Genomic DNA, 17174 nt, shown 5'->3' on the forward strand with positions numbered 1-17174 from the left:
TCTTCTTAATCAAGTTGAGCCTTTTTTAATATGGCAGTTTGTTTTATTGTATTTTGGTGTTAAAGCATTATTGAAATCTGAAAGACGGGTTGCTCCTTTACTTATTGTAAGTATTATCTTTGTAGCAAACTTGACATTAAAAACAATTCCATCGATTATGACAAGTTTCCTATAAATTAAGGAGAGTAGTTATTATGAAAAAAAGAATGCTCATATTTTTATTGGTCACGGCGTTTTTTACAGTTTCGGTTATTATGGTTGAGTTAAGTATCCGTTCAGCTGTTTTATCGCCATTTATTCTTCTCGATTCAAAAAAAAATGTAGGAGTCCAGAAGCTTTTAACTGGCTATTCCATATACCAAGGGGACTATCTTTTAAATATTGAAAATACTGAAGAAGACTCTACCAATCGTCCGCTCGCTTTTCATATTGGACCTATTGATTATCAATTTATCAAAGTCAATACAGAAAACATTATCTTACCTGCTGGAGAAGAGCTGACTGTTATGACGAGAAGAGGGGTTGAACCGTCTTTTAGTAAGGAAGTGACGATTCAGTCTAGTAAGAGGAAATTTTTTTTTAATGAATATACAATACGTGCTGCAAAAAATGATGGATCATTCTCCATCCAATTGAAGACGGAGTTTAGTAAAACTCTTACTTTTTTGATATATGGTTGTTCATTTTTATTGCCTTTTCTTTTGGCATTGTTTATTAACAAGGTTCTTCCATGGCGCAATCTTTTTACATTGTTTGTTCCGTTTATCTTAGCTGGAATCCTTCCATTGATATTAAACTATCATTTTTCGATGGGTTACGCACTACTTTTAACAAAATCATACATTTGGAGCATTTTGTTATGTATCTTTCTCCCGACGTTTTTATCAGTTTCATTGACAACTGCTATATACCAATGGACGATAAAAAGTGATGAGGATATTGAAGGAGAGTCTGAAATGGAGGAATCAGATTTCCTTGAATTTTCAAAAAGGGAAAAAGTTATAATTTTTGTACTCACCATAGGAAGTCTTGCTTACTTTTTCTCATTTTTCCTTTTTCCACTATCCCTATATGTAAAAATTGTGGCTCTTCACCACAAAATGTACTTGACAATCAGGTTGTTTTCTGATCAAGGGTACAAAAAATGCGAAATTTCCTGTATGGTAAAGGTGACCAAACCATCAACCATGGAGGAAATTTCGCATGCAATCTCAGTTTATCAAAGATTTGATCACTTTACCAGGCTTTCTTATTCATGGAGAACGAAAAGAGGGAGAACGATGGATTTTTGAACTTTCCCTCCCTCCTCATTGTCCGATCTGCCCGACTTGCTTCGGACGGACAACCAAAATATCATCGAAACGAAAACAATGGATTCATGGCTATACCAATACGGTCGGTTTATTTTGGATTGAACTTCCCATAGAAAGACGGCGTTGCCAAGCCTGTTTTCTGACGTTCACCGTTTCTTATCCGGGACTTCCGTCTCACAGTATCGCGACGGAATCGTTTCAACATTGGGTCGCCCAGTTATGCATCGGAAAAACGATTCAAGAAGTCGCTCGCTTGTTACAACTCGCCTATACGACAGTAGAACGCTGGTTTTATCAATATGCCCCGGCTCTTTTACCAACATCGAATCCTACAGTAGTATGTGTGGATGAATTCGCTTTCCGAAAGGGACATGATTACGGAGTAGCGGTGATGGATACACAGACTCGGAATGTCCTTTCCATTGCTTCTGGAAAAAATGAAGAAGCCATTGTGGAGGCGCTTCAACCCGTCGCCTCCAAAGTGAAGTATGTTGTCAGCGACTTGGCTCCTGCCATGAGAAAAGCCATTGAAAAGGTATGTCCAAAAGCCATCCATGTTCTTGACCACTTCCATGTGATTCAGTTATTCACCGATGCACTGGAACGTTGTCGCAAATACCTTGCCAAAGGCGGAACCAAACATGGAAGCGTTCGCCGCGTGTGCCGATTGTTAAGCCAACGTCCAGAAAAATTAACAGAAGAAGAGAGACAGGAAGTTCGACAATGGTGCCAAGAAAGTGCTTATTTACGTGATGTCTATCAAGCACTTCAACATTTCCGTTACGTATCCAAAAGCCAAACAAGAAAGCAAGCCGAAACTCGTTTGACCCAATGGTTTGACCGGTACCTTTTTAGCGACTGTGCCGCCGTACGCAGTATTGCCAAGGCACTCATCACCCGAAGAGACGCAGTGCTTTCTTGCATCGTTTTTTCTTACTCAAATGGTCCAATGGAAGGAATCAACAACAAAATAAAATTGATCAAAAGGCGAGGATATGGGTATCGAAATATCCAGCGTTTTACTTTGCGTGTCCGTCTAGAGACCTCTATCACATTTTAACGTAAAAATCAAGTACATCTTTTGGTGATGAACCAAAATTGTGGACAAATGGTATTTATTTGCTGCTTGGTATTTATCGTTAACCCTTATTATAATGCTAGTTTATACTGTAATACATCGTTTCATGGGGAACTATGAAAATGTGGGATTCACCGAGCAATTTTACTCTTTGAAAAAAACGATAGAAGCTGCATGTAGTATAAACGTTAACCTATTTACGAAGAAAGAGTCCGAGAATGAGACGAATGCTTGGGTGTATAGTACTCCTTTTGCATCTAAAAAAAGCATTAACATTTACATGACAGAAGGTTTGATAAAAAAATTTACTTTAGATGAGGTAAAGGCAGTGTTATTTCACGAAATTGGACATATCAAACGAAAGCATGGTCGTTGGATACTGTTTATTACTTTTGGAGTAGCGACGCTTATTAGTTTGCTGATGTTCTTTACTAGAAAAATTATGCTAGGATTTGGATGGGGACAGTATATCCTTATTTTTCCAGTTGGTATAATCGCTTTAATAGGGCTCACAGAATGGCTTCCGAATAAAATTAGTAAAATGTTTGAACACCAAGCAGATGAATTTGCTGTAAGGCAATTGGGGAATAAGGAGTTATATATTCAAACATTAATGAAGTTAGAGCGAATCAGTGAAAAAGAGAATGACGAGTTTGACTTCAAAAGGAAAGAGTGGAAAGAAACTCATCCATCCTTCCAAAAAAGAATTAACTTTATCAAGGACTTGGTATGAACGTGAAAAATATATTTCGACTTAAGGCGTTTGGTATGGCATTTTTGGAAAGAAATCGAGATGTTTTTTTACTTTCACTTTTAATTGTTTTAATAAGTTTTTTGGACCAATGATTTATTTGCAGTTAACTGATGTAAGAGAAGCAACAGACATGGAACAGGAGGCTGTAGTAATAGTTTCAGAAAACCTCGATGATGAGGAGCTTACGTGGCAGTCTATATTTTTTCATAATTTCATGATTTTATTGCCAGCATGTATTGGTGTGTTTTCATTTGGTTTCGTTTCTTTTTGGTATATCCTTTTACAAGGATATTTATTAAGTACTAGTAGGGGCTGTCTTTGAAAGTCAAATCGCCATTGAAAACAAAAAATCATAAACACCGATATATTAACGTTTCTAAAGCATTAATGGGGGCGTCATAAGCCGTAAAAACGACTTATTAAACACCCCCATTCTCTTTTTGGTTTGTATTTAAATATACAATTTTTCATGGTGTTTTTGAAATCCTAGCAATTATACTTGTTGGGGCATTCGCACTAAAGCCTGCAGTAGTGACTTTTAAGTGCATTATATTAAAAAAGCCCTTTTTCCAAAAAAGAGATTTTAAAGATATGTCTATACTGTTTGTGCTCTATGTATTTTTTCTTTTCTTGGCAGCGTTAAATTGAAGGTCTTATAACAACAAGGCTTTGAGATGGGGACTTATATGAAAAAAATTTGGCTTATATGGAACAATCGGACACGGTTAACTATTAATAAAATTGTGTACCAGGATGAAAGCATGATAATAGTTAGTAGTTCCTATTTTACAAGTGTTATATGGAATTTAATTTACAATCAACCCTATATATGGTAATCTAGGGGGTTGAAGGGATTTGTATAAAATTGCTAATTTAGGAGATAGTAACAATGAAGCAATGTGTAGACCTGAAAAAAATTGTGATTTTAGGATTACTTGCTAGTCTTTTAACTTTTGCATTAGGTTAAATGGCAGCTCAAGTTACTACTGAAATAGGAACTGTAAATTCATCTTTCGCATGATTAGCTACTAAACTCGGAATTAAACAGGCTACAGCAGGGCTTATTATTGATTTGGTTTCTGGAGGTTCAACTCTTTGGTCGATTGTTGCGGCAGTAGCTGGACTTAGCGGCGCAATTGGAGGTATTACTGCAATTAAAGCCGTTATTCAAAATTCAGGAAGAAAATATGCTATTGCTTGGTAATTAAAGCTGAAAGAGTACAAGCACAAGCTGCGGAAATCCGGCAAAACTTGTATTCGCAGCTAATACTAAAATTAACAAGCCCCCTCTTTTTTCTGTTTACCTAGTCAGGAGGTGCCAGTTAAATAATGTTTACTAGTAATTCTGTCTTTTCTTTTTTAGATAAAATGATCAATATAATAAAATATAACAGAAAATCTGCTCTGCGAAAATTTTTAGCAGACTGGCAGCTGGATAAAATTGATCTTAGAAAGATATATAGATGGATTACACTCATTATGATTTTTATTATGAGTGCTTTGTTTTTTTTCACAGTATTTTTAACTGGTTATATCATCAAAGATCTAGATGCAAATACATGGTTAAATGTCTTTTTGAGCTTTGTAATATTTCTTGCTTTCTTCAACTCATTAAGTTTCTTTAATAAAAAATCTTCTGTTTTTTATTATGACACGACAAAAATGTTGTCTCAATTAAAAAGTTATAGAGTGTTGCAAGTCATTGCTTCTATTTATGGTGACTCATTGAAAAATACAGTGATAATGTGGTTCGTTTTGTTAATGCCTGTAGTTTTAGGGATACATATAAATTACCCAAGTTTTGAGCTGAAATTTTTGATTTACTATTTTCCGCTATTTAGTCTATTAAGTTTAATAATGACTATGTTTTTTTCATACTTCCGCTTTTTGTTTGCCCATTTTTTTTATATACAATCACTGCGTTTATTAAATCGCTTTTTTCTATTTATAGTCGTTGGGCTCTTATTTTTTTTATTACCCTTCACGATCGCTTCACTGTTATTCAATTCACAAAAATTTGGAATTAAATTAGCAAATATTGTGATAAAATATCAGTCTTTTTTAATGGAACTCGGTCTGCCTAAGGACATATATAATCTCGAGTTTCATAAACTTTTCATCGTTTTTCTTTTCATGCTATTCATAGCTGGTGTATTCACTTTGATATGGATCAAAACATTAAATCATTTAGATTTAATACCTTATTACCAAATTCGTACCCGTAAAAGCTCTATATCTGATAAAGATAAGTTCATAAATACGAATAAATATTTTTTTGTAAAAGACATACTTCATATTAAGCGTGTTAGTTCATGGTTTATTGGGCATATAGGAAAAACTATATTAGGCTTGCTAGTATTTATCGGAATCGCCTTGCCAGTCGTACAACATTTTATTGATTCAACATCACCGTTGTTTTTTTTATCCATTATAACAGTATTTGCTTTTGCCATATTTCAAATTGTTGGCGACTCACTAAAAATGATATTAGCGATTGATACAGAGGCCAAGAATATACACTTGCTTGTTTATACCAAATATACAATGTGGGATATTGTCAAAGAAAAATGGTATATATATTTTATTTTTACATTTCTAGTCACTTTTTTCGTCGTCTTATTATCTTCTGTTTTTATAAATGTAAATATTTTTCTGTATGCTTTATCAATCACTATTATGCTCACCTATGGTGGACTGAGTGGTTTATTTCAAATATTCTCAACAGCGTTATACCCACGGATAAATTGGGAGCATCCCTATGAAATTGGTGAATCCCATAAAGCTAATTTTATAGAAAGCATTTTAAATAATGGTCTAACTTATCTATACACGGTTTTCATAGGAGGATTACTGATCGCAGATCAATTTTTCGGATTAAAATTAAACACTGTGGTTGCATGTATTCTTATATTAATTCTCGTTGCTTTTTTCTTTTGCGCTTATGCCATCGTTGCTGCGTATACTAAACAAATTTCAGTCAGGGAGGTTTTCTTAAAAAATGATTAAGGTGAAAAATTTATCTAAAAGATATGATGAAAATATCGTTTTAGATAACCTTAATTTCCAAGTGGATACGGGTTGTATCTATGGGATTGTTGGTACGAATGGTGTTGGGAAAACTACCTTTCTACGTATCCTTGCAGGTTTATCCAAACCAGATCATGGTGAAATATACATTGATAACATAAAACGTGTTGGTAATAATAGTAATAAAAAAATAAGTTTTGTTCCTGATTCCGCTTCTTTATATGAATATTTAAGCGGGGAAGAATATCTTTTGTTCTTTGCATCTATTTTAGATGTTCCGAAAGAGTTGCGAAAAGATAAAGTTTCTTATTTACTTGACCTCTTCAATTTAACATCAGCAAAAGATGAATTGATTAAGACATATAGCCACGGAATGAAACAAAAGGTATCTATTGCATCAGCATTATTGAACGATCCAGATATATTATTATTAGATGAACCTTTGACAGGAATCGATTTAATCAATTCACATATTATAAGACAGTATATAAAAAAGTTTGTAAAAGCAGATAAAACAGTCATTCTAACGACACATTTACTTGAATTGGCACATTCTCTATGCGATAAAATAGGGATTTTACATAAAGGTAAAATTGTCGAGGAATTTTCAACCAATAAATTAAGTCTCGATTCAATAGAAAAGCGTATTACATCAGTTTACTTAGGTAAAAATTCTGGAGAAATGATGAGCAAATGAATTTTCAGGGAAGGGGTATAAAAGATGTTGTTCGTAAGCTTGTATCGAATAACAAAATATTGTTTGTCATTTCTTTACTTTTATTTTTTGGGGGATGGCAGGGGGGTATTTGTTTAGAATAGATGCAGTAAGAGGAGACTTAAACTATATACAGGCTTCTGATGTAGAAAACTTACTTTTTAATAATATAAAGGCATCACTAGTTATTGCTTCAGGATTACTTTCTCTTGGTATTTCTACTGTTATATTTTTGATAACCAATGGGTTAATAGTCGGTTCCTCTATTCAGCAGCAATTGGAGCTTGGATTGTCTATTTCAAGTATTTTTGTAAAGCTAATCCCGCATGGAATATTTGAGATACCTGCGATATTAATAAGTGGAATCATTGGATTAAAAGGCGTATCAATTATTATTGAATATTTCCGTACTTCTTTAAGTGCAAAACAGCTAATAAAACAGACGTTATTTGAAATAGCCCTATTAACCAGTATAATATTAATTTTCCTTACATTGGCAGCAATAATAGAATGGTATATAACCCCATTATAATATTGGAGGTCATGTCATGAGTGCAAAATTTGCAAATTTTCTATCAACTGCCCTTTTTTTCTTAGCATTGATCGTTATAGTACTAACTAAAAATCTATATTTAGGTTTATTCCCCTTAATTTTGTCTATGTTTATTCTTACTTGGCAATTAGAAGGAAAGATAAACAATAAAATGTTAAAATTCCTTTTTTTGGGCTTTGAATTACTGTTTCTTTTTATACTCTCATTTTTTTTAATTTATCATCTTCTTACGAGGGGGATATAAATGAATATTATTCATAAACCAAGTATCAAGTTGGTATGGTTTGGAATATTGGTAAATTAGTTATTGTTTAACATTTTATTTTTTACAATTAGGAAGTACTCTTCTTTCAAACAGAATGCTGAATTTATAACCATTGACCAAGGAAGGCTTAGGCAGTATGTGATTTGCTTATCCCAAAAAGTATAGTCTTACATTGGTCAGTTGTGCAACTATTTTCGAATTAAAACAAAGTCATTATTGTTTTCAAAAATGATTTTGACTGAAAAATAACTGGCCAAATCACAAAATAGAGATGACGTTGATATTGAGCTGCCTGATGTTTTTGCAACGATAAAAGTTCAACTATTTCGCTCCGATTAATGTGTACGTCTTCATGATCCTGCATAGATAGCGAATCGGTCAGGGGGAAAATTGCCTTTGGCTGCGAGAAAGCTCAAGGAAGTTTCGGCATATTACCCTTTCTGGAAAAGATTATCCCTAATTTTTTATATCGCCCATATTTTAGGTACAGGGAGATCTTTGGCTTTTTTATTTAGGTACTTGCACTACTAATACGTGTCTGCATAGATTATGGTGAAATATTTAAACACAAAGGATGAGTGCACATGGTTGCATATTTGGATTACACATCACCTAAAACGCAATTCACCTTCGATGTCAACAAGAGTAGATCGTTCACAAAGGATAAACACAACTTTATAAATATCTTGGGAATTAAACAGTTAAACACATTAGAAAACATATCTTTATTGGATATTTTTTTAAGCAAAAATAATGTTATAGAACCTCACTATCATCAAAATGCAGCTGAGCTGGTCTATTGTATTTCCGGTGCTGCCACTGTCTCGATGTTGAACCCATTTACAAAACAAATTCATAACTATCCAATTAAGCCGGGGCAGGTGGTAAATATTCCGCAAGCATGGTGGCATTACGAAGTAGCAACCAAGGATAATACACACCTTCTGGCAATATTTGATGCCCCGACTCCTGAGGTGATTTTAGGTTCAGATATCTTAAAGCTTACTCCGTCAAATATCATGGCGCATACTTATTGCCTGAATGAACAGGAATGGAAGAAAACTATAGCTCCTATTCAACCGAACACATTTATCGGCCCACATAAAAACTGTAAACGTAAGAAATATGAAAATGATCAAACTAGATCGACCCGCCAAAATCCAAATTATATCCATCATTATCATCATTACCCTTATAATTACCCATTCGCATCTTATAGTCCCAGCCTTTCCTAAGGCAGAACCTTTAAAGGAGGTATTTTTCCTTTGATAGGTTTTGTTTTGAGAATTTACTGAAAATTCCAGTCGTATGATACAGTTCCTGATTATAGAAATCTTATGGCAATTCTCTTTTTTTGTTGAAACCATCTCTTAGATAAGGAAAAGGTGGTTGGAAACATTGCTTCGTAAGCTGTTAGGGTATAATCACTGGAAGAATGTTTCAGGAAGAACTATGCTAAGCAAATATGCGGCGGTGAGCGACATGTGGTGTAACTCCTCAACTCATGAATTCGTTTCGCAAATATTCTTAAACCCTTGGGCAATCCAGTAAAGTAAAAGGATTTGTCCAAGGGTTTTATGTTTGCCGAAGGAGGTTTTCATGATTTGCCTTAAAAATCTTTATACATACTTTGCAACAGTTAGTTCCCAAAACGAAAAAAAGGCGGGGGTTTTTGCATAACTAAGTTGATTTTTGATCAAGCGGTGTTGAAGGGAGGGCTTCTCTGTTTGCAAATTGTCCAATTGTAACCGCAGGTTTAAATCCTTTTTGCCAATTGGTTCGACCAGCAGCTTGAAAATAGAATAATCGAATGGCTTTCACTCTGTTGTGTCCGTTAAAATAAAAACATTTACACTTATCTACTGAATGAATCAATTACTTCCTGTTCCATAGAACAGCAGGAACGATTTCGAAAATCTATTAAAATATGTCTCCATCGTTAAAAGGTGAACAAGCTTGAGGAAGTCATGATGAGAACAAGGATTCAGTCACCTCAAAAACAATTTGACAAAAGAAAAAGCTGCTAGCCGCTTGTCAACGATGTTTTATGTTTAATTTTCATTATCAGCAATGACAAGCTGGATATTGTGTTTTTTGGCAAATTCCTGGTATTGCTCGCTCGGAGCAGTGTCCGTAATAATATAATCAACCTCATCAAGACGGCAATAAGTCATTAAAGCGTATTTATCAAATTTATCATGATCTACCAATAAATAAACTTGTTCACTTCTTTTTACAATTGTTTGTTTTATTTCGCTTTCAAGCGGGGAAGAGTTCGTTACGCCATTTGAAATGGAGATGCCGGTTGATGCCATGAAAGCTTTATTAATATTGTAGCTTTGTAATATATCCATATTTTTGAGACTGACGAACGATTTCGTTTTACGTTCAAATACTCCACCTGTTGTCAGAACGTTTAAGTTTGGATAAGGGTACGAATTTATAATAAAGTCCAAATTGTTTGTGATGATCGTAACCTGTTTTGTTTGCAAATATTCCACCATTTCCAATGTTGTTGTTCCCGAATCAATATAAATAATATCGCCGTCCTCAACATATTTTGCGGCTGCTTTGGCAACGGCTTTTTTCTGCTTTTGATTGCGGGTTTGTCTGACCGTAAATGATTCTAATGTTGTATGATTAACAGCAACTCCTCCGTACACCTTTTTGATCGTTCCCCGTTCAACTAATTGTTGAACATCGCGCCGGATGGTGTTTTTCGACACATTGAATTCCTTAACAAGTTCGTCCAACGAAACGGTTTGATGTTCAAAAACATATTTTTCTATTTGTTCTATTCGTTTAGATTTTAACATGTGGATCCCTCTTGCTTTCTTTAGTTTTCACTGGCTAATATTTGAAACAAATTATAAAGTTAACCAAAACTTAACCATCAACGTTAATTATATCTATATTACCCTATAAGTTCAATAATAATGAAGATTTAGCCGATTAGTAGCAGAAATATTTTAAAATTTTTGTTGACTGAAAACGCTTTTAATATTATCATAAAAATCGAGATATAACCAAAATATAACTAATATATAACAATAATATCATCAATTTTTTAAAAAACATACCAACTATTTATGATCAACTAGTGTTGATGAATTAAGGGGGACAGAAAATGTCTAACGCATTAAAATTAAAAAATTACATTAATGGCGAATGGGTTGAAAGTAAAGCAACAAAATATGAAGATGTTTACAATCCTGCTACTAAAGAAGTAATTGGCCAAGTTCCTCTTTCTACAAAAGAGGAAGTGGATGAAGCTGTAGAAGTTGCCAAAAAAGCTTTTGAGGAATGGAAAAACGTCCCTGTTCCTCGCCGTGCAAGAATTCTATTTAATTTTCAGCAGCTGTTAATAAAGCATAGGGAAGAATTAGCGCGGATCATTACGATTGAAAATGGAAAAAGTTATTCTGAAGCATTAGGAGAAGTTCAGCGCGGAATAGAAAATGTAGAGTTTGCGGCAGGAGCGCCTACTTTAATGATGGGGGATTCCTTATCAACGATTGCGACTGATATTGAGGCGACCAATTACCGCTATCCGATCGGCGTGGTCGGCGGGATTACTCCGTTTAACTTCCCGATGATGGTGCCTTGCTGGATGTTCCCAATGGCAATAGCGCTTGGCAATACTTTTATATTAAAACCATCTGAAAGAACACCGCTCTTAATCGAAAAATTAGTCAACTTGTTTACAGAAGCGGGTCTTCCAAAAGGTGTATTAAATGTGGTAAATGGAGCGCATGATGTTGTCAACGGAATTTTGGATCATCCGGATATCAAAGCGATTTCGTTCGTTGGCTCCAAGCCGGTTGGCGAATACGTTTATAAACGGGCTAGTGAAAATTTAAAACGTGTTCAGGCGTTGACTGGAGCGAAAAACCATACGATTGTGTTAAAGGATGCCAACTTGGATGATGCTGTTACCAATATTATTTCTTCAGCATTCGGATCAGCAGGAGAACGATGCATGGCATGTTCAGTTGTGACGGTGGAAGAAGAAATTGCTGATCAATTTATCGCCAAGTTAAAAGAAGAAACAGAAAATATTAAAATGGGCAACGGCCTTGATGACGGTGTCTTGCTAGGACCGGTCATCCGAGAAGAAAATAAAAAACGCACGATCCGTTATATTGAAAAGGGTGTAGAAGAAGGCGCGACCTTGGTATGTGACGGACGCAATCGTGCAACAGACGACGGGTTTTTTATCGGACCAACGATTTTTGACCATGTTACAACTGATATGACCATTTGGAAGGACGAAATTTTTGCACCTGTCTTATCGATCATTCGGGTGAAACATTTAAAAGAAGCGATCGAAATTGCAAATAGATCTGAGTTTGCCAACGGCGCATGTATTTTTACAACGAACGCCCAAGCCATTCGCTATTTCCGCGAAAATATTGATGCAGGTATGCTAGGCGTTAACTTAGGAGTGCCGGCTCCAATGGCGTTCTTCCCGTTCTCCGGATGGAAGTCTTCGTTCTTTGGAACATTGCACGCCAACGGAAAAGACAGCGTTGATTTTTATACGCGCAAAAAGGTTGTCACAGCGCGCTATAAAACGCCAAGTTTTGAATAATAGATTGGTAATGTGATAGAAGATTCATCCTTCAGGCTCATTATTCAGCTTCATGAGCCTGAAAATGAATCGGAAAAGAGAGCGCGACGGCTTTGTCAAAAGCTTTAAGAAAACAATTGTTTTTTCGGTTTTCTTTCCTTTAAGAAAAAGAAAACCGCCGCCATGTGAGGGAGGTATATATGAGTCATTTGCTGCGAAAACCGAACAATAAAGAAATCGAAAAGGGAGTAATAGTTGTTCATGAAGTAACATCAGAAAACTCTCCTTTGGAATATGTGGGATTTAAAGTCATTGATTTAGATCCGAACGCAAAATATTCGGAATTATTAGGAAACCAAGAATGCTGCATCGTCGCCTTAACGGGAAAAATTAATGTTTCAGTCGGTGATGAAAATTTCAAAAATTTAGGCACGCGGGAAAGTGTTTTTGAAAAGATCCCGACGGACAGCGTATATGTTTCCAATCAGCGCCATTTTGAGGTTGAAGGAGTAACAAAAGCGCGCGTTGCCTTATGCTATTCCCCGTCTGAACGTCAGCTGCCTACGAAATGGATTAAAGCAGAAAATGTAGGAATCGAGCATAGGGGGATACTTAACAATAAACGTTTTGTCCACAATATTTTGCCTGATTCAGATCCAAGTGCGAATAGTCTTTTAGTGGTGGAAGTGTTTACGGAAAGCGGCAATTGGTCAAGCTATCCTCCGCATAAGCATGACCGTGATAACTTACCAAATGAGTCGCTATTGGAAGAGACCTATTATCATGAAATGGATCCGCCTCAAGGATTCGTTTTTCAGCGAGTTTATACGGACGATCGTTCACTAGATGAAACGATGACAGTTGAAAACGGTGATGTTGTCATCGTGCCGAAAGGATATCATCCGGTCGGCGTACCAGACGGTTATACCTCTTATTATTTAAATGTTATGGCAGGCCCGAAACGGATTTGGAAATTTTACAATGACCCTGATCATGAATGGATATTGAAACGTTAAAAAATACAAGGAGCTGTTTATCAAAGATGAGATATGATTTCAATACCGACAGAGAATTTGACATCATTGCAATTGGCCGTGCATGCATTGATTTAAACGCTGTGGAATACAACCGTCCGATGGAAGAAACGATGACTTTTACAAAATATGTTGGAGGCTCTCCGGCTAATATTGCCATTGGCTGTTCAAAATTAGGGCTGAAGGCTGGATTCATCGGAAAAATTTCAGACGATCAGCATGGCCGTTTTATTGAGCAGTATATGCGCAATGTTGGGGTTGACACATCCCATATGGTCGTTGATCAGGAGGGGCATAAAACCGGATTGGCTTTTACAGAAATTAAAAGTCCGGAAGACTGCAGCATCTTAATGTATCGTGAAAATGTAGCAGACCTCTATTTGAAACCGTCCGAGGTAGATGAGGAATATATCAAAAGATCCAAAATTTTGCTTGTTTCCGGTACGGCGCTATCTAAAAGCCCTTCGAGAGAAGCTGTTTTGAAAGCGATCTCTCTGGCGAAAAAACATGATGTGAAAGTCATATTTGAATTGGATTATCGCCCGTACACTTGGATATCTACTGATGAAACTTCTGTTTATTATTCATTGGTGGCGGAAAAGGCAGACGTTGTGATCGGCACCCGCGACGAATACGATATCATGGAAGGAACAAAAGACGGGAAAAACGAAGAGACCGTTCGCTATTTGTTTCAGCATTCGCCGGACCTGATTATCATTAAGCATGGCGTTGAAGGCTCTTATGCGTATGCGAAATCAGGTGAAACATTTCAAGCGAATGCTTATCGGACAAAAGTATTAAAAACGTTCGGTGCAGGGGATGCATACGCTTCAGCCTTCTTGTATGCGCTAATTACAGGCAAGGACATTGAGACGGCTTTAAAATACGGGAGCGCCTCAGCAGCTATTGTCGTCAGCAGACACAGCTCTTCTGATGCAATGCCGAAAGCAGAAGAAATCGAACAACTCATTGCCGAAAGATCTTAATTGAATACGATCAGGGGTGAAAAAGATGGGAACTATCCGGCTGACAACAGCTCAAGCTTTAATCAAATTTTTAAACCAACAATACATTCACGTTGACGGTAAAGAATTTCCCTTTGTGGAAGGAATCTTCAATGTGTTCGGACATGGCAATGTTTTAGGAATTGGTCAGGCGCTTGAGCAAGATCCCGGCCATTTAAAAGTAATTCAAGGGAAAAATGAACAAGGAATGGCGCATGCAGCCATTGCTTACAGCAAACAAATGCTTCGGCAAAAAATATTTGCCGTCACCACGTCGGTTGGACCGGGGTCGGCCAACTTGGTCGCGGCAGCGGGTACAGCTCTTTCCAATAATATTCCCGTCCTTCTGCTCCCTGCAGATACCTTTGCAACCCGCCAGCCTGATCCTGTTTTGCAGCAAGTGGAACATGAATATAGTACGGCGGTGACAACCAATGATGCGCTCAAGCCCGTATCAAGATATTGGGATCGGATCACACGCCCTGAACAGTTGATGTCAAGTTTAATCAGAGCATTTGAAGTGATGACAGATCCGGCCAAAGCGGGTCCTGCGACCATCTGCATTTCGCAAGATGCCGAAGGGGAAGCGTTTGATTTTGATGAGAAATTTTTTGAAAAACGGGTGCACTATCTTGACCGCAAATTGCCGACCGATCGAGAGCTAAAGGGAGCTGCAGAATTAATAAAATCAAGCAAAAAACCACTTATCATTGTGGGCGGCGGTGCAAAATATTCCCAAGCGAGGGATATTTTAATCAAGCTTTCCGAGAAGCATGATATTCCGCTTGTCGAAACGCAAGCCGGAAAATCGACAGTCGAATCAACATTTAAAAATAATTTGGGCGGAATCGGAGTAACCGGAACATTAGCTGCCAATAAAGCGGCTAAAGAAGCGGATTTGATTATTGGAGTGGGAACAAGATATACAGATTTTACGACTTCGTCGAAAACAGCGTTCAATTTTGAACAGGCAAAGTTTTTGAACATTAATGTCAGCCGTTTGCAGGCCTATAAAATGGATGGTTTTCAAGTAGTCGCAGATGCCAAAACAACTTTGGAGCTGTTATTCCCGCTGTTGGACGGGTATAAAAGCGAATTCGGAGATCAAATTGTCGAATTAAAAGAGGAGTGGCTGAGAGAGCGCGACCGTTTAAGCAAGATAGTGTTTGACAGGGAAAACTTTACACCGGAAATAAAAGATCAGTTTTCCCAAGAAGTGCTGAATGAATATGCAGATGCGTTAAATACAGAATTGGCGCAGACCACCGCATTATTGGCGATTAATGAAGCGGTTTCGCCTGACAGTATCATCATCGGTTCAGCTGGTTCATTGCCTGGAGATCTTCAACGCTTATGGCATTCAACAGAACCTAACACATACCATATGGAATACGGGTATTCGTGTATGGGATATGAAGTGTCGGGTGCTTTAGGAATCAAGCTTGCGCAGCCTAACAAAGAAGTTTATGCCATGGTCGGCGACGGCAGCTTCCTCATGCTGCATTCTGAATTGGTTACAGCCATTCAATATAATCATAAAATTAATATTTTGCTGTTTGACAACTCAGGATTTGGCTGTATTAGCAACCTGCAAATGGGCAATGGAATGGGAAGCTATTATTGCGAATTCCGAACACATGACAATCAAATCATGAACATTGATTATGCAAAAGTGGCTGAAGGCTACGGAGCCAAAACTTACCGTGCCAATACAGTCGAAGAATTGAAAGCAGCATTAGAAGATGCCAAGAAACAAAATGTATCTACTTTAATAGAAATGAAAGTGCTTCCAAAGACCATGACAAATGGCTATGAAAGCTGGTGGCATGTCGGGGTTGCGGAAGTCTCTGAAAAGGAAAGTGTGCAAAAAGCATTTAAAGAAAAACAAGAAAATTTAAAAACTGCCAAACAATATTAAAGAAGGAGACAAACAATGGGAGAGCAAGACATCTTATGGGGAATTTCGCCGATTGGCTGGAGAAATGATGATATACCGGAAATCGGAGCTGAAAATACGTTGCAGCACCTTTTAAGCGACATTGTTGTCGCAGGTTTTGAAGGCACCGAAGTCGGCGGCTTTTTCCCTGAGCCGAAAGTGTTAAACAAGGAATTGAAGCTGCGAAACTTAAAAATAGCAGGACGGTGGTTTAGCAGTTTTATTATCCGCGACGGCATAGAAGAAGCTAAACGGGCTTTCCATCAGCATTGTCAATACTTGTATGAAGTTCATGCAGATGTGGCAGTAGTTTCTGAGCAGACTTACAGCATTCAAGGTACCGATAAAAATGTTTTTTCCGAAAAGCCGCACTTTACAGATGCCGAGTGGACCCAATTATGCGAAGGCCTGAACGAACTGGGAAAAATCGCTGTGCAGTACGGTTTGAAATTAGTTTATCACCATCATATGGGAACGGGGGTTCAAACCCTTCCGGAGATTGATCGGTTAATGGAAAACACTGATGCAAACTACGTGCACCTGCTCTATGACACAGGCCACATCTATGTTTCCGATGAAGATTGCCAGCAGCTATTAAACAAGCATATTGACCGCATAAAACACGTGCACTTTAAAGATGTAAGAAAAAAGATAATGGAGGAGTGCAAAAAAGAAGGAAAATCATTCATGAATTCCTTCTTAAGCGGAATCTTTACGGTACCAGGGGACGGCTGCATTGATTTTACCGTACTTTATCAAAAACTATTGGACCATCAATACAAAGGATGGATTATCGTTGAAGCCGAACAAGATCCGTCAATAGCCCATCCATTGGAATACGCTTTAATTGCTCGTAAGTATATAAATGAAAAATTATTAAACAACTCTTAAGCAGGGCATGGGGGATGAAACAAACAACAGTTTC

General features: G+C 37.0%; 15 protein-coding genes. 13 read left to right on the plus strand and 2 right to left on the minus strand.

Going from position 1 to position 17174, the window contains the following annotated elements; translation table 11 throughout:
• The first annotated feature begins 194 nt into the window (after positions 1-194).
• From NSQ41_RS02155 to NSQ41_RS02190, 8 genes are all read left to right on the plus strand, one after another.
• On the plus strand, positions 195-1292 hold the full coding sequence (locus NSQ41_RS02155) for a hypothetical protein (protein ID WP_339198485.1): 1098 nt from the start codon (positions 195-197) through the stop codon (positions 1290-1292).
• Positions 1204-2373 (plus strand): ISL3 family transposase, encoded by a 1170-nt coding sequence (locus NSQ41_RS02160; protein WP_021292746.1) that lies wholly within the window; start codon positions 1204-1206, stop codon positions 2371-2373. The genes NSQ41_RS02155 and NSQ41_RS02160 overlap by 89 nt, the downstream gene beginning before the upstream one ends.
• A 40-nt stretch (positions 2374-2413) precedes the next feature.
• Positions 2414-3124 (plus strand): M48 family metallopeptidase, encoded by a 711-nt coding sequence (locus tag NSQ41_RS02165; RefSeq protein WP_339198488.1) that lies wholly within the window; start codon positions 2414-2416, stop codon positions 3122-3124.
• Positions 3125-4217: 1093 nt separating this feature from the next.
• A complete protein-coding gene (locus tag NSQ41_RS02170) occupies positions 4218-4349 on the plus strand; it encodes a hypothetical protein (protein ID WP_232515647.1) in 132 nt (43 codons plus the stop codon).
• Between the two features lie 125 nt (positions 4350-4474).
• Positions 4475-6151, plus strand: coding sequence for a hypothetical protein (locus NSQ41_RS02175; protein ID WP_339198491.1), 1677 nt, complete (start codon positions 4475-4477; stop codon positions 6149-6151).
• Complete coding sequence (locus tag NSQ41_RS02180; RefSeq protein ID WP_339210892.1) at positions 6144-6869, plus strand: ABC transporter ATP-binding protein; 726 nt, start codon at positions 6144-6146, stop codon at positions 6867-6869. The genes NSQ41_RS02175 and NSQ41_RS02180 overlap by 8 nt, the downstream gene beginning before the upstream one ends.
• 109 nt (positions 6870-6978) lie before the next feature.
• Complete coding sequence (locus tag NSQ41_RS02185; RefSeq protein ID WP_339210893.1) at positions 6979-7419, plus strand: stage II sporulation protein M; 441 nt, start codon at positions 6979-6981, stop codon at positions 7417-7419.
• An 870-nt stretch (positions 7420-8289) separates the two neighbouring features.
• Positions 8290-8940: a cupin domain-containing protein gene (locus tag NSQ41_RS02190; protein WP_063387638.1), complete on the plus strand. Its 651-nt coding sequence runs from the start codon at positions 8290-8292 to the stop codon at positions 8938-8940.
• Positions 8941-9385: 445 nt separating this feature from the next.
• On the opposite strand, the gene NSQ41_RS02195 is transcribed toward NSQ41_RS02190, so the two are convergent.
• Both NSQ41_RS02195 and NSQ41_RS02200 read right to left on the minus strand, forming a co-directional pair.
• Positions 9386-9526: a hypothetical protein gene (locus NSQ41_RS02195; protein WP_339198498.1), complete on the minus strand. Its 141-nt coding sequence runs from the start codon at positions 9524-9526 to the stop codon at positions 9386-9388.
• A gap of 230 nt (positions 9527-9756) precedes the next feature.
• Positions 9757-10521, minus strand: coding sequence for a DeoR/GlpR family DNA-binding transcription regulator (locus NSQ41_RS02200; protein ID WP_063387636.1), 765 nt, complete (start codon positions 10519-10521; stop codon positions 9757-9759).
• A gap of 311 nt (positions 10522-10832) precedes the next feature.
• Between NSQ41_RS02200 and iolA the strand changes: the two genes are divergently transcribed.
• From iolA to iolE, 5 genes are all read left to right on the plus strand, one after another.
• The gene (iolA, locus tag NSQ41_RS02205; RefSeq protein WP_327856897.1) at positions 10833-12296 is read left to right on the plus strand and encodes a methylmalonate-semialdehyde dehydrogenase; all 1464 of its coding nucleotides are present in this window, start codon (positions 10833-10835) and stop codon (positions 12294-12296) included.
• 179 nt (positions 12297-12475) lie between these two features.
• Positions 12476-13291: a 5-deoxy-glucuronate isomerase gene (gene iolB / locus NSQ41_RS02210; RefSeq protein WP_144598227.1), complete on the plus strand. Its 816-nt coding sequence runs from the start codon at positions 12476-12478 to the stop codon at positions 13289-13291.
• Positions 13292-13317: 26 nt separating this feature from the next.
• A complete protein-coding gene (gene iolC, locus NSQ41_RS02215) occupies positions 13318-14295 on the plus strand; it encodes a 5-dehydro-2-deoxygluconokinase (protein ID WP_063387633.1) in 978 nt (325 codons plus the stop codon).
• Positions 14296-14320: 25 nt separating this feature from the next.
• Positions 14321-16231, plus strand: a complete 1911-nt coding sequence (gene iolD / locus NSQ41_RS02220; protein ID WP_144598228.1) for a 3D-(3,5/4)-trihydroxycyclohexane-1,2-dione acylhydrolase (decyclizing) — start codon at positions 14321-14323, stop codon at positions 16229-16231.
• 15 nt (positions 16232-16246) lie between these two features.
• On the plus strand, positions 16247-17140 hold the full coding sequence (gene iolE, locus NSQ41_RS02225; protein ID WP_063387631.1) for a myo-inosose-2 dehydratase: 894 nt from the start codon (positions 16247-16249) through the stop codon (positions 17138-17140).
• The last annotated feature ends 34 nt before the right edge of the window (positions 17141-17174 follow it).

The sequence above is a fragment of the Aeribacillus sp. FSL K6-8210 genome (genome assembly GCF_037963925.1).
GTDB lineage: Bacteria > Bacillota > Bacilli > Bacillales > Aeribacillaceae > Aeribacillus > Aeribacillus composti.